The sequence below is a fragment of the Streptomyces sp. YIM 98790 genome (assembly GCF_011421595.1).
Classification (GTDB): Bacteria; Actinomycetota; Actinomycetes; order Streptomycetales; family Streptomycetaceae; genus Streptomyces.
Window position 1 is genome coordinate 26,800 of the sequence record NZ_WTLH01000009.1, and the last position, 18,571, is coordinate 45,370.

General features: G+C 70.5%; 18 protein-coding genes. 3 read left to right on the forward strand and 15 right to left on the reverse strand.

All coding sequences use genetic code 11. The features are described 5' to 3' along the window. Positions 1 to 10: 10 nt before the first annotated feature. The 15 genes from rplB to rpsL all read right to left on the reverse strand — a co-directional run bounded on the left by rplB (position 11) and on the right by rpsL (position 14,829). The gene (gene rplB / locus GQS09_RS03215) at positions 11 to 847 is read right to left on the reverse strand and encodes a 50S ribosomal protein L2 (RefSeq protein ID WP_165984424.1); all 837 of its coding nucleotides are present in this window, start codon (positions 845 to 847) and stop codon (positions 11 to 13) included. A gap of 33 nt (positions 848 to 880) precedes the next feature. Beyond that, positions 881 to 1,228: a 50S ribosomal protein L23 gene (gene rplW / locus GQS09_RS03220; protein ID WP_165984425.1), complete on the reverse strand. Its 348-nt coding sequence runs from the start codon at positions 1,226 to 1,228 to the stop codon at positions 881 to 883. After that, entirely contained in the window at positions 1,228 to 1,911 is a 684-nt protein-coding gene (rplD, locus tag GQS09_RS03225; protein WP_165984426.1) for a 50S ribosomal protein L4, read from the reverse strand. The genes rplW and rplD overlap by 1 nt, the downstream gene beginning before the upstream one ends. A 5-nt stretch (positions 1,912 to 1,916) precedes the next feature. After that, positions 1,917 to 2,576, reverse strand: a complete 660-nt coding sequence (gene rplC, locus GQS09_RS03230; RefSeq protein WP_165984427.1) for a 50S ribosomal protein L3 — start codon at positions 2,574 to 2,576, stop codon at positions 1,917 to 1,919. Positions 2,577 to 2,592: 16 nt separating this feature from the next. Continuing rightward, the gene (rpsJ, locus tag GQS09_RS03235) at positions 2,593 to 2,901 is read right to left on the reverse strand and encodes a 30S ribosomal protein S10 (protein WP_016473429.1); all 309 of its coding nucleotides are present in this window, start codon (positions 2,899 to 2,901) and stop codon (positions 2,593 to 2,595) included. A gap of 424 nt (positions 2,902 to 3,325) precedes the next feature. Next, on the reverse strand, positions 3,326 to 4,816 hold the full coding sequence (locus GQS09_RS03240) for a cation acetate symporter (RefSeq protein ID WP_165984428.1): 1,491 nt from the start codon (positions 4,814 to 4,816) through the stop codon (positions 3,326 to 3,328). Next, a complete protein-coding gene (locus tag GQS09_RS03245) occupies positions 4,813 to 5,304 on the reverse strand; it encodes a hypothetical protein (RefSeq protein ID WP_207957404.1) in 492 nt (163 codons plus the stop codon). The genes GQS09_RS03240 and GQS09_RS03245 overlap by 4 nt, the downstream gene beginning before the upstream one ends. Further along, complete coding sequence (locus GQS09_RS03250) at positions 5,301 to 6,185, reverse strand: LytTR family DNA-binding domain-containing protein (protein ID WP_165984429.1); 885 nt, start codon at positions 6,183 to 6,185, stop codon at positions 5,301 to 5,303. Before GQS09_RS03250 ends, GQS09_RS03245 begins: the two co-directional genes overlap by 4 nt. A gap of 166 nt (positions 6,186 to 6,351) precedes the next feature. Further along, positions 6,352 to 7,431, reverse strand: a complete 1,080-nt coding sequence (locus GQS09_RS03255; RefSeq protein WP_243761069.1) for a sensor histidine kinase — start codon at positions 7,429 to 7,431, stop codon at positions 6,352 to 6,354. Between the two features lie 495 nt (positions 7,432 to 7,926). Then, positions 7,927 to 9,627 (reverse strand): cation acetate symporter, encoded by a 1,701-nt coding sequence (locus GQS09_RS03260; protein WP_207957405.1) that lies wholly within the window; start codon positions 9,625 to 9,627, stop codon positions 7,927 to 7,929. Beyond that, positions 9,627 to 9,989: a DUF485 domain-containing protein gene (locus tag GQS09_RS03265; RefSeq protein WP_165984430.1), complete on the reverse strand. Its 363-nt coding sequence runs from the start codon at positions 9,987 to 9,989 to the stop codon at positions 9,627 to 9,629. The genes GQS09_RS03260 and GQS09_RS03265 overlap by 1 nt, the downstream gene beginning before the upstream one ends. Before the next feature lie 380 nt (positions 9,990 to 10,369). After that, positions 10,370 to 11,563, reverse strand: a complete 1,194-nt coding sequence (gene tuf / locus GQS09_RS03270; RefSeq protein WP_165984431.1) for an elongation factor Tu — start codon at positions 11,561 to 11,563, stop codon at positions 10,370 to 10,372. A 263-nt stretch (positions 11,564 to 11,826) separates the two neighbouring features. Then, positions 11,827 to 13,944 carry an elongation factor G gene (gene fusA, locus GQS09_RS03275; RefSeq protein ID WP_165984432.1) on the reverse strand — a complete coding sequence of 706 codons (2,118 nt, stop codon included), beginning with the start codon at positions 13,942 to 13,944 and terminating at the stop codon, positions 11,827 to 11,829. 39 nt (positions 13,945 to 13,983) lie between these two features. Further along, positions 13,984 to 14,454: a 30S ribosomal protein S7 gene (rpsG, locus tag GQS09_RS03280; RefSeq protein ID WP_093836614.1), complete on the reverse strand. Its 471-nt coding sequence runs from the start codon at positions 14,452 to 14,454 to the stop codon at positions 13,984 to 13,986. 3 nt (positions 14,455 to 14,457) lie between these two features. Then, positions 14,458 to 14,829 carry a 30S ribosomal protein S12 gene (gene rpsL, locus GQS09_RS03285; protein ID WP_093836613.1) on the reverse strand — a complete coding sequence of 124 codons (372 nt, stop codon included), beginning with the start codon at positions 14,827 to 14,829 and terminating at the stop codon, positions 14,458 to 14,460. 667 nt (positions 14,830 to 15,496) lie between these two features. On the opposite strand from rpsL, the gene GQS09_RS30245 reads away from it, so the two are divergent. From GQS09_RS30245 to GQS09_RS03300, 3 genes are all read left to right on the forward strand, one after another. Further along, positions 15,497 to 16,426, forward strand: coding sequence for an LCP family protein (locus GQS09_RS30245; protein WP_165984433.1), 930 nt, complete (start codon positions 15,497 to 15,499; stop codon positions 16,424 to 16,426). 238 nt (positions 16,427 to 16,664) lie between these two features. After that, positions 16,665 to 17,045 carry a hypothetical protein gene (locus GQS09_RS03295; RefSeq protein ID WP_165984434.1) on the forward strand — a complete coding sequence of 127 codons (381 nt, stop codon included), beginning with the start codon at positions 16,665 to 16,667 and terminating at the stop codon, positions 17,043 to 17,045. A gap of 129 nt (positions 17,046 to 17,174) precedes the next feature. Continuing rightward, the gene (locus GQS09_RS03300) at positions 17,175 to 18,380 is read left to right on the forward strand and encodes an ABC transporter substrate-binding protein (RefSeq protein ID WP_165984435.1); all 1,206 of its coding nucleotides are present in this window, start codon (positions 17,175 to 17,177) and stop codon (positions 18,378 to 18,380) included. Positions 18,381 to 18,571 lie beyond the last annotated feature (191 nt).

Consider the following 18,571-nt stretch of genomic DNA (forward strand, 5'->3'; position numbering starts at 1 on the left):
CCACCCGCTCCTAGCGCTTCTTGTTCGTCTTGCGGCGGCGGACGATGTACTTGTTGCTCGCCTTCTTGGGCGAGCGGGTACGCCCTTCCTTCTTGCCCCAGGGGGACACCGGGTGACGGCCGCCCGAGGTGCGGCCCTCACCACCACCGTGCGGGTGGTCCACCGGGTTCATCACCACACCGCGGACGGTCGGACGGACGCCCTTCCAGCGCATCCGGCCGGCCTTGCCCCAGTTGATGTTCGACTGCTCGGCGTTGCCGACCTCGCCGACGGTCGCCCGGCAGCGGGCGTCCACCAGCCGGATCTCGCCGGAGGGCATGCGCAGGTGCGCCATGGTGCCCTCGCGCGCCAGCAGCTGGATGGAGGAACCGGCGGAGCGGGCGAGCTTGGCGCCGCCACCGGGCCGCAGCTCCACCGCGTGGATGACGGTACCCACCGGGATGTTGCGCAGCGGCAGGTTGTTCCCGGGCTTGATGTCGGCGCCCGCGCCGTTCTCCACCCGGTCGCCCTGCTTCAGGCCCTGCGGGCAGATGATGTAGCGCTTCTCGCCGTCCATGTAGTGCAGCAGCGCGATGCGCGCGGTGCGGTTGGGGTCGTACTCGATGTGCGCGACCTTGGCCGGCACGCCGTCCTTGTCATGACGGCGGAAGTCGATGACCCGGTAGGCCCGCTTGTGGCCGCCGCCCTGGTGGCGGACGGTCACCCGGCCGGAGTTGTTCCGGCCGCCCTTGCTGTGCAGCGGGCGGACCAGCGACTTCTCCGGCGTGGACCGCGTGATCTCGACAAAGTCGGCGACGCTGGCGCCACGGCGGCCCGGAGTCGTCGGCTTGTACTTGCGGATTCCCATTTCTCAGTCCTCGTTGGTGACTGCCCGTCCCCGTCAGGAGACCGGGCCGCCGAAGATGTCGATGGATTCGCCCTCGGCAAGGGTCACGATGGCGCGCTTGGTGTCGGCGCGCCGGCCGTAACCGGTGCGGGTGCGCTTGCGCTTGCCCTGCCGGTTGATGGTGTTGACCGAGGCGACCTTGACCGAGAAGACCGCCTCGACGGCCTGCTTGATCTGGGTCTTGTTGGCCCGCGGGTCGACGATGAAGGTGTACTTGTTCTCGTCGAGCAGCGCGTAGCTCTTCTCGGAGACCACCGGGCGCAGCAGGATGTCCCGCGGGTCGGTGAAGGTCTTGCTCGTGACGTCCGCGGTCGGTTCGGCGGTCTTGGTGAGGTCGCTCATCAGGCGGCGCTCCCTTCCAGCTCCTTGGCCTCGTCCTCGCGGGCCACGGCCTTGCCGCCCTTGACCGGGCCGGACACGAAGGCGTCCAGCGCCGCCTTGGTGAAGACCACGTCGTCGGAGACGAGCACGTCATAGGTGTTGAGCTGGCCCGGCTCCAGGATGTGCACCTGGGGCAGGTTGCGGGCGGACAGCCAGGCGGCCTCGTCGCTCCGCTCGGCGACCAGCAGCACGTTCTTGCGGCCGCTGATCTTCCCCAGCAGGGTCCGGGCGGCCTTGGTGGAGATGTCGCCGTCCACCAGGCCGGTCACCACGTGCACCCGGTTGTGCCGGGCCCGGTCGGTCAGCGCACCGCGCAGTGCGGCGGCCTTCATCTTCTTGGGCGTGCGCTGGCTGTAGTCGCGCGGCACGGGGCCGTGCACCACGCCACCGCCGGCGAACTGCGGCGCCCGGGTGGAACCCTGGCGGGCGCGGCCGGTGCCCTTCTGGCGGTACGGCTTGCGGCCGCCGCCGCGGACCTCGCCGCGGGTCTTGGTCTTGTGCGTGCCCTGCCGGGCAGCGGCCAGCTGGGCGGTGACGACCTGGTGGATCAGCGGAATGCTGACCTGCACGTCGAAGATCTCCGCGGGGAGCTCGACGGTCCCGGTCTTCTCGCCGGCCGGCGAAAGAATGTCAACGGTGCTCATGTTCCTCAGGCCCCCTTGGCCGCGCTGCGGACCAGGACGAGGCCGCCGTTCGGACCGGGCACCGCGCCCTTGATGAGCAGCAGGCCCTTCTCCGCGTCAACGGCGTGGACGGTCAGGTTCTGGGTGGTCACCCGCTCGTTGCCGGCGCGGCCGGCCATCCGCATGCCCTTGAAGACACGGCCCGGCGTGGCGCAGCCGCCGATCGAGCCGGGCTTGCGGTGCACCCGGTGGGCACCGTGGCTGGCCTTGCCGCCGCGGAAGCCGTGGCGCTTCATGACACCGGCGGTGCCCTTGCCCTTGGAGGTGCCGGTCACGTCGACCTTGATGCCGGACTCGAACACCTCGGCGGTCAGCTCCTGGCCAAGGGAGTACTCGGCGGCGTCCGCGGTGCGGATCTCCACCAGGTGACGGCGCGGGGTGACCCCGGCCTTGGCGAAGTGGCCCTTGAGCGGCCTGTTGACCTTGCGCGGGTCGATCTCGCCGAAGGCGATCTGGACGGCGTCGTAGCCGTCCCGGTCGTTCACCCGCACCTGGGTGACGACGCACGGCCCGGCCTTGACCACGGTCACCGGCACCACACGGTTGTTCTCGTCCCACACCTGGGTCATACCGAGCTTCTCGCCCAGCAGGCCCTTGATCTGCTTGGTCTGCACGGTCGCAGTCATCTTGATCACCCGCCCCTCAGAGCTTGATCTCGATGTCGACGCCGGCCGGCAGGTCCAGGCGCATCAGCGAGTCAACGGTCTTGGGCGTCGGGTCGAGGATGTCGATCAGACGCTTGTGGGTACGCATCTCGAAGTGCTCGCGCGAGTCCTTGTACTTGTGCGGCGACTTGATGACGCAGTACACGTTCTTCTCAGTGGGCAGCGGCACCGGGCCCGCGACCGACGCACCGGTACGGGTCACCGTCTCGACGATCTTCTTCGCCGAGTTGTCGATGACCTCGTGGTCGTAGGCCTTGAGCCGGATGCGGATCTTCTGTCCCGCCATGGCTGCTTCGTTGTCCTGTCTCTCGTTGAGCTCTTCCGGGACCCGGCTCCAGTGGTCCTCTCCCTCCGACCCACGCGGTCGGGCGTGTCGCACTGCCGGGCGGATTTCACCGCACAGCAGATCCCCCCTGGAGGTTTCCCCGGGGAGGAGGAGGGGGAGGCTTGAAGCCAGGCGCCTGGCCGGCACCCCGCCCACGCTTCCCGGAAGATCCCGGTACTTCCGCCCCGCCCCTTTGACCAGGGCATTCATGGGACGACGAATACAGTGGGACTCGCTTCCGGTCCTCCCGGCGGGAGGCGCGCGGCATCGGCACTCGACCGAGCAACCTGGCCAGTGTGCCATACCGGACACAGCCACCGCCAATCGGCCCGTCCCGCCGCTCAGCGCCGTGATCCTCGTCACAGCACTGCCCCGCCGGGCGCGCTCAACTGCTGCGCAGGGGCGTGTGCAGGCGCAGCACGGCGCGCTCCGCCCAGGGCGGCGGGGTGCCGAAGCGCGGGATGCGCGAGACGGTGTACATCACCGCGAAGGAGAACGGCACCGTCCAGGCGGCGGGCTGGGCCAGCAGCACCGCCACGACCCCGTGCCCCGGGGAGACGAACACCGAGGCCAGCGCGGCTCCGGTCGAGGCCAGCACCCCGGCGGCGAGCCCGGCCGCGGCCCCGGCCGTGGTCAGACCGCGCCACCAGATGCCCAGCACCAGCAGCGGGCAGAAGGTCGAGGCGGCCACCGCGAAGGCCCAGCCGACCAGCACATTGATGTCCACCGCCGCGGCCGGCAGGGACAGCAGCACGGCGACCAGCGCGCCGCCCGCCACGGCCAGCCGGAGCCGGCGCAGCCCCAGCCCCGAGGTGCCGGTGCGGGCCAGGTCGTGGGAGAGCCCGCCGGCCAGCGCCAGCAGCAGCCCGGAGGAGGTGGACAGGAAGGCGGCGAAGGCGCCGGCCGCCACCACGGCGGTGAGCAGGGTGCCCCAGGTGCCGGGGACGATGGCCCCGGGCAGCACCACGGTGACCGTGTCGGTGTCGCCGCTCTCCACTAGGTCCGGGGTGAAGACCCGGCCCAGCAGCCCGTAGACCGCCGGGAAGAGGTAGAACACCCCCAGCAGCACGATCACTCCGACCGCCACCCGGCGGGCCACCCGGGCCGTGGAGGAGGTGTGGAAGCGCATGATGACGTGCGGCAGCCCGACCGCGCCCAGGGTGGTGGCCAGCAGCACCGACCAGGTGGCCAGCAGCGGGTGGCCGGAGTCGCCCACGTCCAGCAGCGGCCGGCTCCAGTCGCCGAGGTCGACATGCAGCGCCTCGGCGCGCGCACCGGCCCCGGAGGAGAAGATCAGCACCACCGCGGGCACCGCGATGAAGAGCAGCTTGACCAGGTAGTGGAAGCCCTGCACATAGGTGGCGGCGCGCATCCCGCCGGTGACGATGGAGACGCTGACCACCAGCCCGGCCAGCACCACCCCGACCCAGTACGGGGTGCCGGAGACCAGGTGCAGCACCACGCCCGCGCCCTTGAACTGCGGCACCAGGTAGAGCCACATGATCACCAGCACGATCACGGCGCAGAGTTTGCGGATGGTCTGCGAGGCGAGCCGGTAGTCGGCGAAGTCGGGCACGGTGTAGGCGCCGGAGCGGCGCATCGGTCCGGCCACCAGCGCGGCCACCGCCACATAGCCGGCCGTGAACCCGACCGCGTACCACAGGGTGCCCACGCCGTTCTTCAGCATCAGCCCGGCCAGGCCGAGCACCGAGGCGGCCGAGACGTACTCCCCCGCGATGGCCATGGCGTTCCAGCCGGGCTTGACCCGGTGCGAGGCGACCAGGAAGTCCGGGGTGGAGCGGGCCGCCCGCACCCCGTAGACGCCGATGGCCATGCTGGTGGCCAGCAGCAGCAGGATGGCGAGCAGCCCGGTCACCGCCACTCCCGCCGCTCGGACCGGATGCCGTCCGCCGGGCCCGTGCCGGCGGGGGCGGCGGACGGCGGCGCCGCCGCGGAGGAGCGGTGGCCGTTCCCCCCGGAGGCGTCGCGGAAGTGCCAGAAGGAGGTGTCCTCGATCCGTTCCGCGGCGCGGACGTGCAGCAAGCCGATGAGCAGCAGCACCGGATAGCTGCCGGTCATCAGCATCAGCCAGGACACCGGCATGCCGTACAGCGACACCTGGTCCAGCGCGGGCGAGAGGGCGAGCACCCCGCTGAGCCCGAACAGCAGCGTGATCAGCAGTGCCAGGGTGCGCACCGCCAGCCGCCGCTGGCGCACGAAGACCTTGCGCGCCTCGGCGTCCGCCCGCCGGTCGGCGTCGTCCCCGTGCGGCAGCGGCAGCAGATGCTGGGCCGGCCGGTGCCGCCGGGACAGCGCGATCCGGGTCTGCGGACTGGTGATGCGGACCCGGCGCGCGGAGGTCACCGGGGCGGCCGGGCGTGCTGCCCGGCGTCCCGCACGGCGGCCAGCAGCCGCTCCTTCAGCGCCCGCGCGTGCCGGCGGCTGACCGGCACGTCACCGGCCGGAGTGCAGGCCAGCAGTCCGGAGCTGCTGGTGACCCGCAGGTCGCGGATCCAGCGGACGGCGACCAGGTAGCCGCGGTGGGCCCGGACGAATCCGGCCGGGCCCCAGACGTCCTCCAGGTAGGACAGGGAGAGCCGGATCAGATGCACGCCGTCCCGGGTGTGCAGTCGCACATAGTCCCCGTGCGCCTCGGCGTACTGGATGTCGTCGCGGTGCACGAAGACCGTGTGCCGGCCGGTCTCGATCTGCACCACGGAGAGTTCGTCGGTGGGCGCGGTGGCCGCACCGGTGGCCGCGCCGGGGCCGGGGCCCGGGGCGGGGCCGGACCCGGTCCCGGTGCCGCCCGGGGCGGCGGCCGGTGAGCGGCGCGGGCGGCGCACCCGGCCGACGGCCTCGGCCAGCCGCTCCGGGCGCACCGGTTTGAGCAGGTAGTCGGCGGCGCCCACGCCGAAGGCCTCCACCGCGTGGGTCTCGGAAGCGGTGACGAAGACGATGGCGGGCGGCTCGGAGAGCATGTTGAGCACCCGGGCGACCTCCATGCCGTCCAGGCCGGGCATGGAGATGTCGAGGAAGACCACGTCGTAGCCCGCGGTGCCGATCAGCCGCACCGCGGCCTCGCCGCTGTCGGCCTGCTGCACGGTGCCGATCTCCCGGAAGCGCTCCAGCATGCCGGCCAGTTCCTGGCGGGTGGAGGTCTCGTCCTCGACCACCAGCGCCCGCAGCTCCGAGCCGCCGGGCGGGGCGGTCTCGGCAACGGCGGCGGTTCCGCTGGGTCCAGTCATCGGTTCTCCTCGCAAGGGGCGGAAAACGGAACGAACCGGCAGAGAGCCGGAGTGGCAATGACAGCAGCAAACCCCACGGAACGGGCAGAAGGGAATCCCCCGGCACACGTTCTCCGCGGAAACGGCCGTGCACCCGTAAAGCGGACATTCCTGCCGTCACGGCCGGTCAGTCGAGCGTCACTCCTCTCATGAAGCGGGGGATGCGGACCAGCACCTTGGTGCCGCTGCCCGGTGCCGTCTCGATCACCAGCCCGTGCTCCGGCCCGTAGACGGTGCGCAGCCGCTGGTCCACATTGGCCAGTCCGACCCTCCCCCACGCCTCACGCGGGGGCACTCCCAGGGCCGGCGACCCGGTACCGGCCAGGATCGCCTGGGCGAATTCCGGTTCCATGCCCACCCCGTCGTCCTCCACCTCGATCACGCACAGCGGCCCCTCCCCGAAGCCGGAGACGGTGATGGAGCCCTTGCCCGGCTTGGGCTCCAGCCCGTGCCGCACCGCGTTCTCCACGATCGGCTGGATGATCAGGAACGGGATGGCCACCGGCAGGATCTCCGGCGCCATCCGCACGGTGATCTCCATCCGGTCGTCGAACCGGGCCCGCTGGAGCTCCAGATACGTGTGCACGGCCTGCAGCTCGTCGGCGACCGTGGCGTAGTCGCCCTTGGCGGAGAAGCTGTAGCGCAGGTAGTCGGCGAAGTCGGTGAGCAGGGTGCGCGCCCGGTCCGGGTCACTGCGGATCCGGGCGGCGATCACGGCCAGCGCGTTGTGCAGGAAGTGCGGGGAGATCTGGGCGCGCAGGGTGCGCAGATCGGCCTGGGCGATGCGGGCCCGGGCGCGGCGCAGGGCGGCGTGGTCCAGGGAGCGGGCCACCAGGTCGGCCGCGGCCACCAGATCGGACTCGGCCGCCCCGGAGGCGGCCAGCGCACCGGCCAGTTCGCCGGCGACCAGCAGCGGGGCCGCGGTCCAGCCCTCGCGCTGGGCCGGGGTGGCGTGTTCATAGGCCTGGGCGAGCAGGGCGCCGATGTCGTCGGGCTCGGGCCGGGCGCCGGAGCAGGCCACGGCCCCGTCCAGGTCGGCCAGCAGCACGGCGCGGGCGCCGAGCAGGCGGCGCAGCCGGGCGGCGGCGGAGGCGGCGCGGCGGCCGTGCAGGCCCTCGGCGAGATCCTCGGCGATGTGCCGGGCAGCCGTCAGCACCACCGCGGTCTCCCCCGCGGGGACGTTGCGACGGCGCATCCGCTCCAGCATGGGCCGCACGCTAGCCCAGTGGAGGCGACGGCAGGTAGAGCCCGGTATGGCGGAATTCCGGTGGTCCGGCCACTGAGCCGGTACGGCGGGGCCGCCGGGCGGCCAGTCGGGCGGCCAGTCGGGCAGCCAGTCGGCGTCCCATTCAGGCATTCCCGGTCCGGCTCCCGTCGGCCATCTCGTCGTCTGCGGAAGGGGAGCCGCCGCGCCGCGCCGGCTCCCCCGGCCGGTGCGCCGCCGGCCGGGGTATGGGCGCCCGCCCGGCCCGCGTCCGTGAGCGGGACGACCGGGCCGGGCAGGCGGTGCGGGGGAAGAGGCCGCCCCGCGCTCAGGGGGGCGGCGGTGCTCGGGCACCGCCGCCCGTGATCCCCGATCCGTCCCGCCGGGGCGACCACAGGGGTGCTGTTCGACGGGACGGACCTGGGGAGTGGGCCGGCGCGCCGCGCCCGAACGGCGCACCGGCCCGTGGACGTGCGTCCAAGCCTCATCGGATGCGGCTCAGTGCACGACCGCCTTCTCCGCGCCCGCGCCGGTGAGGGCGCGGACCTGGAGCTCGGCGAACCGGTCCTCGTCCGTCTCCTTGGACAGCAGGGTGCCGACGACGGCGCACAGCAGTCCGAGCGGGATGGAGACCAGGCCCGGGTTGGACAGCGGGAACCAGGCGAAGTCGACCCCGGCGGGGAAGAGGGAGAGGGAGTTGCCCTCGGCGTCGACCTTTCCGGAGACCACCGGCGAGAAGAACACCAGGCCGACGGCGCTGAGCAGACCGCCGTAGATGCCCCACAGCGCACCGGTGGTGTTGAACCGCTTCCAGAACAGGCTGAGCAGGATGGTGGGCAGGTTGGCCGAGGCCGCGATGGCGAAGGCCAGCGCCACCAGGAAGGCCACGTTCAGGTTCTGCGCGAAGATCGCCAGGATGATGGCGGCCACGCCGACCCCGAAGGCGGCCAGCCGGGCGACCCGGACCTCCTGCTGCTCGGTCGCCCTGCCGCGCTTGATCACGCTGTTGTACAGGTCGTGGGCGAGCGAGGAGGAGGACGCGATGGTCAGGCCGGCCACCGTGGAGAGGATGGCGGCGAAGGCCACCGCGGCGATCAGGGCCAGCATCACCGCGCCCAGGAACTCGCCGCCGAAGTGGATGCCGACCTCCTCGGCGAGCTGCGGTGCGGCCGTGTTGCCGGCCGCGTTCTGCGCGGTGATGGCCTCCTTGCCGACCAGGGCGGCGGCACCGAAGCCCAGCACCAGGGTCATCAGGTAGAAGGTGCCGATCAGGCCGATGCCCCAGTTGACGGACTTCCGGGCGGTCTTGGCGTCCGGCACGGTGTAGAAGCGGATCAGGATGTGCGGCAGACCGGCGGTGCCCAGCACCAGGGCCAGACCCAGGGAGATCAGGTCCAGCTTGTTGATCATGGTCTGCCAGGCGTCGCCGGCGACATCCACCCCGTAGCGCTGCCCGGGTTCCAGGAACGCGGCCCCCACACCGCTGGCATCGGCCGCGTCGTTCATCAGCTTGGCCAGGTCGAAGCCGTAGATGGCCAGCACCAGCACGGTCAGCAGGGCGGCGCCGCCCATCAGCATGACCGCCTTGACGATCTGCACCCAGGTGGTGCCCTTCATGCCACCGAAGGTCACATACACGATCATCAGAATGCCGACGATGATGATGCCCATGATCTTGGCGGTGTCGGCGCTCATGCCCAGGTAGGTCTCGCCCGGCTTGATGCCGAGCAGCAGGGCGATCAGCGCACCCGCGCCGACCATCTGCGCCAGCAGATAGAAGATCGACACGGTCAGCGTGGAGACCGAGGCCGCGGTCCGCACCGGGCGCTGCCGCATCCGGTAGGAGAGCACGTCGGCCATGGTGAACCGGCCCGAGTTGCGGAGCAGTTCGGCCACCAGCAGCAGTGCCACCAGCCAGGCCACCAGGAATCCGATGGAGTACAGGAAGCCGTCGTAACCGGAGAGCGAAATGATGCCGGCGATGCCGAGGAAGGACGCCGCCGACATGTAGTCGCTGCCGATGGCGAAGCCGTTCTGCATGCCGGTGAATTCGCGGCCGCCGGAATGGAAATCGGCCGCGGTCCGGGTGTATCTGCTGGCCCACACCGTGATGCCGATGGTGGCCGCGATCATGACGGTGAAGAGAATGACGGTGATCAGGCGTCCGGAGGAGGACGCCTCCTGGGCGAAGGTCATCATCAGCGGCCGCCCTCCTCGAGCTCCTCGCGCAGTTCGTCGGCGAGCGGGTCGATGCGGCGGGTGGCGAACCGGGCGTACCAGTAGGCGATGCCGAAGGTGGAGACGAACTGCAGGACACCGAAGACCAGGGCGAAGTTGAAGCTGCCGATGACCTTGGTGCCCATCAGGTCGCGGGCGTAGGCGGACATCACCACATAGAGCAGGTACCAGGCGAAAAACGCGATGCTCATCGGACCGACGAACTTCAGCAGCCGGCTGCGCAGCTCCAGGAAGCGTGGGTCGCTGTGCATGGTCACCGAGCGGGCCTGGAGATCTCCACGGGGTGGATCGGTGGATTCGTGCAAGGCGTGGGAAGAGCTCATGTCCGGCTCCTGTTTCGGGGACGATATGTCGGCCTGATGAACGAGGCACGTGTCGTGGGAATGTAAGGAAGCTCACTTTCCCTGGGCAGTGCCCTTACCGGCCCAGTCGCCGAAAGCTGAGGTCCCGCGCCGAACGGACGGCCGCCATGCGCCGAACGGACGCCGAACGGACGGCGGGACGCCCGCCGGGCCCGGAGCACGGCGACCGGTGCTCCGGGGCCCGGCGGTTTTCCGGCCCGCTGCGCCGCCGCGCGCCGTCCCGGCGCGCCGTGGTGGGCGAGCCCGGTGCGGTCCGGCGGCGGGGACGGCCAAGGGCCCCGGTCCGCCGCTGATACGGCGGACCGGGGCCCTTGTGGACTTCTGCCCTGGTGGTCCTCAGATCACTTGAGGATCTTGGTGACCTGGCCGGCGCCCACGGTGCGGCCACCCTCGCGGATGGCGAACTTCAGGCCCTCCTCCATGGCGATGGGCTGGATCAGCTCCACGCGCATCGAGGTGTTGTCGCCCGGCATGACCATCTCGGTGCCCTCGGGGAGGTTCACCACACCGGTCACGTCGGTGGTCCGGAAGTAGAACTGCGGGCGGTAGTTGTTGAAGAACGGCGTGTGCCGGCCGCCCTCGTCCTTGGACAGGATGTAGACCTGCGCCTCGAACTCGGTGTGCGGGGTGACCGAACCCGGCTTGATGACGACCTGGCCGCGCTCGACGTCCTCGCGCTTGACACCGCGGAGGAGCAGACCGACGTTCTCACCGGCCTGGCCCTCGTCGAGCAGCTTGCGGAACATCTCGATGCCGGTGACGGTGGTGGTGGTCTTGGTCTCGTGGATACCGATGATGTCCACGGTCTCGTTGACCTTCAGCACACCGCGCTCGATACGGCCGGTGACGACCGTACCGCGGCCGGTGATGGTGAAGACGTCCTCGATCGGCATCAGGAACGGCTTGTCGGTCTCGCGCTCCGGCTCCGGCACGCTCTCGTCGACGGCCTTCATCAGCTCGACGATGGTCTTCGCCCACTCGGCGTCGCCCTCCAGCGCCTTCAGCGCGGAGACGCGGACCACCGGAACGTCGTCACCGGGGAACTCGTACTCGGAGAGCAGCTCGCGCACCTCGAGCTCGACCAGCTCCAGGATCTCCTCGTCGTCCACCATGTCGGCCTTGTTCAGCGCGACAACGATGTACGGCACACCCACCTGGCGGGCCAGGAGCACGTGCTCCTTGGTCTGCGGCATCGGGCCGTCGGTGGCGGCCACCACCAGGATCGCGCCGTCCATCTGGGCGGCACCGGTGATCATGTTCTTGATGTAGTCCGCGTGACCCGGGCAGTCGACGTGGGCGTAGTGACGGTTCTCCGTCTGGTACTCGACGTGCGCGATGGAGATGGTGATACCGCGCTGCCGCTCCTCGGGCGCCTTGTCGATCTGGTCGAACGGCGACGCCTCGTTGAGTTCCGGGTACGTGTCAGCCAGCACCTTGGTAATCGCCGCGGTAAGAGTGGTCTTGCCGTGGTCGATGTGACCGATGGTGCCGATGTTGACGTGGGGCTTAGTCCGCTCGAACTTCGCCTTCGCCACTGGGGTCCTCCTGTGGACTGGTGCTGTACGCCCTCCGCGTCTTGCGGAGAGGGCCAGATGGTCGTAGACCGAACCGGTCAGGACCCCGAGGGGGACGCCCTTGACCGTTTCGCTTTGGGATTTGGCTGGCTCTTCGAAGGCCGGGACGGTGCTCCGGCCGGGCGGGCCGCGACGGACACGGCCCACCCGACCGGGGGGGCAAATGCCCCGTATGCCTTATTGGTCCAGCTTAAGGGGTGTGAGACCGGACGGAGTGCCCGGCCCTACTCGCCCTTGGCCTTGGCCACGATCTCCTCGGAGACGTTCTTGGGAACCTCGCCGTAGGAGTCGAACTCCATGGAGTAGCTCGCCCGGCCGGAGGTCTTGCTCCGCAGATCACCGACATAGCCGAACATCTCCGACAGCGGGACCAGGGCCTTGACGACCTTGGCGCCACTGCGGTCCTCCATGGCCTGGATCTGGCCGCGGCGGGAGTTCAGGTCGCCGATCACATCGCCCATGTAGTCCTCGGGCGTGGTGACCTCCACCTTCATCAGCGGCTCCAGCAGGGCCGGGCTGGCCTTGCGGGCGGCCTCCTTGAAGGCCATGGAACCGGCGATCTTGAACGCCATCTCCGAGGAATCCACCTCGTGGTAGGCACCATCGAGCAAGGTCACCTTCACACCGGTCAGCGGGTAGCCGGCAAGCACACCGAACTCCATCGCCTCCTGGCAGCCCGCATCCACCGAAGGGATGTACTCCTTGGGGATACGGCCACCGGTGACCTTGTTGACGAACTCGTAACCGCCGCCCTCCAGCGGCTCGACCGCGATGATCACACGGCCGAACTGACCCGAACCACCCGTCTGCTTCTTGTGGGTGTACTCAAGCTTCTCCACCGGCCGGCGGATCGTCTCCCGGTAGGCCACCTGCGGCTTGCCGACATTGGCCTCGACCCGGAACTCCCGCTTCATGCGGTCGACCAGCACATCCAAGTGCAGCTCGCCCATACCCGCGATGATCGTCTGACCGGTCTCCTCATCGGTCTTGACCTGGAAGGACGGATCCTCCTCGGCCAGCCGCTGAATCGCCACGCCCAGCTTCTCCTGGTCGCCCTTGGACTTCGGCTCGATCGCCACCTCGATCACCGGAGTGGGAAAGTCCATCGACTCCAGGATCACCGGCTGCGCCGCATCGGAGAGCGTCTCACCGGTGGTGGTCTGCTTCAGACCCATGACGGCGACAATGTCACCGGCACCCACCCGGCTGATCTCCTCCCGCTTGTTGGCATGCATCCGGTAGACCTTGCCGATCCGCTCCTTCTTGCCCTTGACCGAGTTCAGCACCTGAGTGCCGGCCTCCAGGACACCGGAGTACACCCGGATGAAGGTCAGCTTCCCCAGATGCGGATCACTGGCAATCTTGAACGCCAGCGCGGACAGCGGCTCCTCCTCCGAAGGCCGCCGGGAGATGACCTTCTCCGCATCCTTCGGGTCATGCCCCTCGATGGCCTCCACATCCAGCGGCGAGGGCAGGTAACGCACCACCGCATCCAGCAGCGGCTGCACACCCTTGTTCTTGAACGCGGTACCGCAGAACACCGGAGTGACCGTGGTGCCACCACCGATGGAGGACAGCGTCGCCCGGCGGATCGCCGCGTAGAGCTCCTCCTCGGAAAGCTCCTCGCCCTCCAGGTACTTCTCCATGGCCTCGTCATCGTTCTCGGCCACGGTCTCCAGCAGCCTGGCCCGGTACTCCTCGGCCTGCTCCTGCAGCCCGGCGGGGATGTCGACCACGTCGTACATCTCCCCCAGCTTGGCCTCCTCCGACCACACCAGGGCCTTCATCCGGACGAGGTCGACCACGCCCTTGAAGCCCGCCTCGGCACCGATCGGCAGCTGCATCACGATCGGGGTGGCGTGCAGCCGGTCCACGATCATGTCCACGCAGCGCATGAAATCGGCGCCGGTACGGTCCAGCTTGTTGACGAAGCAGATGCGCGGCACGCCGTAGCGGTCGGCCTGACGCCACACCGTCTCCGACTGCGGCTCCACACCGGCGACCCCGTCGAACACGGTCACCGCACCGTCCAGCACCCGCAGCGAACGCTCCACCTCGACGGTGAAGTCCACGTGCCCGGGGGTGTCGATGATGTTGATCGTGTGGTCCACGTTCTCCAGCGGCCAGTGACAGGTGGTGGCCGCGGAGGTGATGGTGATGCCCCGCTCCTGCTCCTGGGCCATCCAGTCCATCGTGGCAGCGCCGTCGTGGACCTCACCGATCTTGTAGCTGACGCCCGTGTAGTACAGGATCCGCTCGGTGGTCGTCGTCTTGCCCGCGTCGATGTGGGCCATGATCCCGATGTTGCGGACCCTGGCCAGGTCAAGTGAAGTGGTAGCCATGAGGCTTCAGTCTTCTCTCGGTTCTCGATGGGGTAGCGACTACCAGCGGTAGTGCGCGAAGGCCTTGTTGGACTCGGCCATCTTGTGGGTGTCCTCGCGCTTCTTGACCGAGGCGCCCAGGCCGTTGGACGCGTCGAGCAGCTCGTTCATCAGCCGCTCGGTCATGGTCTTCTCCCGGCGGGCGCGCGAGTACCCGACCAGCCAGCGCAGCGCCAGCGTGGCGGACCGGGACGCCCGGACCTCGACCGGCACCTGGTAGGTCGCACCGCCGACCCGGCGGGAACGCACCTCAAGGGTCGGCTTGACGTTCTCCACCGCACGCTTGAGGGTGATCAGCGGGTCGTTGCCGGTCTTCTCCCGCAGGCCCTCCAGGGCGCCGTACACGATGCGCTCGGCGGTGGAGCGCTTGCCGTGCAGCAGCACCTTGTTGATCAGGGACGTCACCAGGGGGGATCCGTAAACCGGGTCGATGATGACCGGACGCTTCGGGGCAGGGCCCTTACGAGGCATTGCTTACTTCTCCTTCTTGGCGCCGTAGCGGCTGCGGGCCTGCTTGCGGTTCTTGACGCCCTGGGTGTCCAGGGAACCGCGGATGATCTTGTAGCGAACACCCGGCAGGTCCCGGACCCGGCCACCGCGCACCAGCACGATGGAGTGCTCCTGGAGGTTGTGGCCCTCACCCGGAATGTAAGCCGTGACCTCGATCCCGCTGGTCAGACGCACACGCGCGACCTTGCGCAGGGCCGAGTTCGGCTTCTTGGGGGTGGTGGTGAAGACACGCGTGCAGACGCCGCGCCGCTGGGGGGACCCGCTCAGCGCGAGCGTCTTGTTCTTCTCGGCCTTGTCCTGCCGGCCCTTGCGGACCAGCTGCTGGATCGTTGGCACAGTTTCTCCGGTTTCTGTGTGCCGTCTCGGTAAAGCTAACCTGGGCCACGCGACCGACCCACGCGGTCGGGCGTGTCGGCGCCCGTCCATCATCCCGCGGGTTTTGCCCGCCCGCCGGGCGGGGAGTGTTGTCCGGGAGAGGATGCACCGGCTTGACGTCCGCCCCGTCCGGCCTCACCCCGCGACAGGGCGGGAAAACGTGAGCGCGCAGGGGACAGCCCAGGCACAAGGTCAGAGCCTACCCAGCCCGTCCGCCTGGGTCAAAACAGCAAGACGCGCCCAGCCGCCCCCCGCTCCCGGCCCCGCCGCCCACCGGCGGAACCTGTTGCGAAACTCCCCCTGTGCAGCGGGAGATGGGCACAATGTGTGAATGGAAACAGGAGGGGACGGCGGCAGATCCGTTGCGGACGCCGTGCGTGGCACCAGTGCGAGCGACCGGCCGGAGACGGCCGGGGCGGAAGGTCGGGGGCGGGCGGACGGACGCGGAGGCGGCGGGACGGCGGTCCCGGAGCCATCGGCCGGACCGGACCGCGGGGCCGCTGCCGACCCTACACCCGCGGACGGCGCACCCGGTGCAACCGGCGGGCCCGGTGACGGCGGCGCGGGCGGCGGCCCCGAGGCCCCGGTGCGGCGCAGCCGCCGCCGGTGGCCGCGGATCCTGCTCGGGGTGACGGCCGCGCTGCTGGCCCTGGTGCTGGCCGGGATCGGCTGGCTGTGGTGGAAGACGGAGCAGACCTTCGACTCGGTGGACCGCATCCCGGACGCCCTGCCGGACCTGCCGGAGGAGGAGCAGCCGCCCCGCTCGGCCGGCGACGCCCAGATCTACCTGCTGATCGGCCTGGACGCGGAGAGCGAGCCGGACGCCGGTCCGGGACCGGCCTGGCAGGCCGGGGCGGCGCGCAGCGACACCATGATGCTGATGCACATACCCGGCGACCGTTCCTCCGCCACCCTGGTCTCCATCCCCCGCGACACCTGGGTGGAGATCCCCGGGCACGGCGAGGCCAAGCTGAACGCCGCCTACTCCTGGGGCGGCACCCCGCTGCTGGTGCGGACCGTCCAGGAGTACACCGATCTGCGTATCGACCACCTCGCCGTGCTGGACTGGTCCGGCTTCCGGGAGCTGACCGACGCGGTCGGCGGCGTCACCATCGACGGCCGGACCATGAACGGCAAGCAGGCCCTGGCCTATGTCCGGGAGCGCAAGAACCTGCCGCAGGGCGACTTCGACCGCACCCGCCGCCAGCAGCATTTCCTGCGTTCGCTGCTGGCCCAGACGCTGTCCGGCGACACCATGACCGACGTGGGGCGGCTGAACGGGCTGATGGAGACCATCGGCGAGGTGGTCAGCGTGGACGACCGGCTCTCCAACGGCGACATGCGCGCGCTGGCCTGGGAGCTGCGCTCGGTGCGCAGCTCCGACATCAGCTTCATGAACGCCCCGGTCATCGGCACCGGCACCGTCCAGGGCCAGTCCGTGGTGCTGCTGGACTGGGAGGCCGCCGCCCCCCTGTGGGACGCCATGCGCACCGACACCATGGAGGAGTTCCTCGCCTCCGGGGAGGCCCCGCCGCTGCTCGGGCAGACCGTCCGCTGAGCCACCGAGGGGGGGCGTTCACGCTGCGCGACGTGGTGCGGGAGGACCCGCTGGACAACCGGCGCCGGCGCCCACAGCCCACGGCGGCCCGCGCCCCCAGCCATCCCATCGGAGTACCCACTGATCATCCGGACAGGTGATCAGCCGGCCACCACCCGTACCGATCGCTTGCAGCATCGTTTCGCCTGGTGAACTCGGCGACCCGGCCGAGACCCGATCCAGGAGAAGGAAACCAACGATGACGTACGGAGCACGGCATCTGGCCGTGGCGGCCTCGGCAGCGGCGATCCTGCTGGCACTCCCCGCCGGCACGGCGACCGCCCTTGACGGCGACAGCGACACCGGGGTGGGCGGTCTGCTGTCCAACCTCTCCGGCAGGAACTCCTCCGGCCACGCCAATCTCTGCGGCACGGGCAAGCTGGGACTCCTGAAGGAGCTGACCTGCGTGACCGAGGACACCGGCCACGGCGGCGGCGACCACGCCGGCCCCGTCGGCGGTCTGCTGTCCAACCTCCTGTTCGCCCGCAACGCCTCCGGCCACAGCAACAACTGCGGCAACGAAACCGTGGCGATCCTCACCCGCACCACCTGCGTCACCGTGGACCGCTCCGGCCACTGAGGGGTCCACGGCACCCCGGCGGTACGGGGAAGGGCCCGGCGCCCGCCGCCCGATTCCCCAGATCCGGCGGGCACCGGCCGCGCAACACCACAGGACAGGAACCGAGCAGGGCGAGCGAAGTGGTCTGATATGCCTTCTGTGTCGTCGTCTTCTTCTCTGTGCATCGGGGTGGTGGCACCGCTGACCGGGCGGCTGGCGCCCCTCGGGGCACCGCTGCTGTACGTTGCCCGCACACTGGCCCCACGGCTGCCGCAGGTGCGCAGCGGGGGCCGCCGCCACGCCGTGACCGTCACCGTGCGTGACTCCCGCTCCGATTCGCGGGCAGCTCGGCAGGCGGTCCGCGAACTGGCCGGGCAGGACGGCGCGCACATCGTGCTCGCCATGGCCGGGACCCGCGTGCTGCCGGCCGTCACCGACGCCTGCGAGCAGGAGGGGGTGCCCTGCGTCTCGACCACCTTCCCCTGGCAGGCGTACCTTCACGCGCGCGGCGCCGGTCCCGGGCACCGGTTCCGCTGGACGTACCACTTCGCCTGGGGGCTGGACGACATCGCCCGCGTCTTCGCCGGCCTGTGGGAACGGACCGGTCACCGGGGCCCCATCGGCTGCCTGTGGAACGACGATCTGCAGGGCACCCTGCTGCGCCACGAACGGTACGGCTTCCCGCCCGTGGCGTCCGCGCACGGGCACACCCTGGCCGACCTCGGCGCCTACCGGGAACCGGCCGCGGACTTCCGCGCGCAGGTGGACCGGATGCGCGAGAGCGGCGCCGGCATCATCACCAGCGCCGCCACCGCCACCGACCTGGCCCTCTTCCACCGCCGGGCCCGCGAGGCGGGGCTCCGCCCCCGGCTGATCACCTGCTCGCGCTGGCTGACCTACCCGCATACCCGCACCGCCGCTCCCGGGGTGCACGGCGAACTCGCCGACGCGCGCGTGGCCACACTCGTGTACTGGAGCCCCGACCACCCCTGCCGCTCCAGCCTGGACGGCACCACCTGCGCGGAACTCGCCGACGCCTACCGGCAGGCCACCGGCAGCCCCTGGCTCCAGCCCCTGGGCCTGGCGCACGCCCTGCTGGAGACCGCCCACCACGCGCTGACCACCGCGGCCGATCCCACGGACCGCGCGTCCGTCGCACAGGCCATCGGCGAAACACCCGTGGACACCATCGCCGGCACTCTCGACTGGTCCCGGGGGCCGGCCCCGAACATCGCGCTCCTGCCCCTGACCGGCGGCCAGTGGCACCCCGGCCCGGACGGCCCGCGCCTCGCCCTGGTGAGCAACGCCGGCCACCCCGGCCTCCCCCTCACCGGCGATCTCATCGCCGCCCGGTAGTCTCCCCCGCCGCTCCGGTTCCGGAACCGGAACCGGCCGCACCGGCAGTCCGTCCGGAGCACCCGGGCCGGACTGCGGTGAGGGCCCATGGGGCTGCCGCACCGCACCGGGGCGCGCCGTGGTGGTCCTGCCCGGGAGAACGGGCGGGAGCCGCGACACCGCAGACTGCCCGGCGGCCGGTGGCCGGTGAG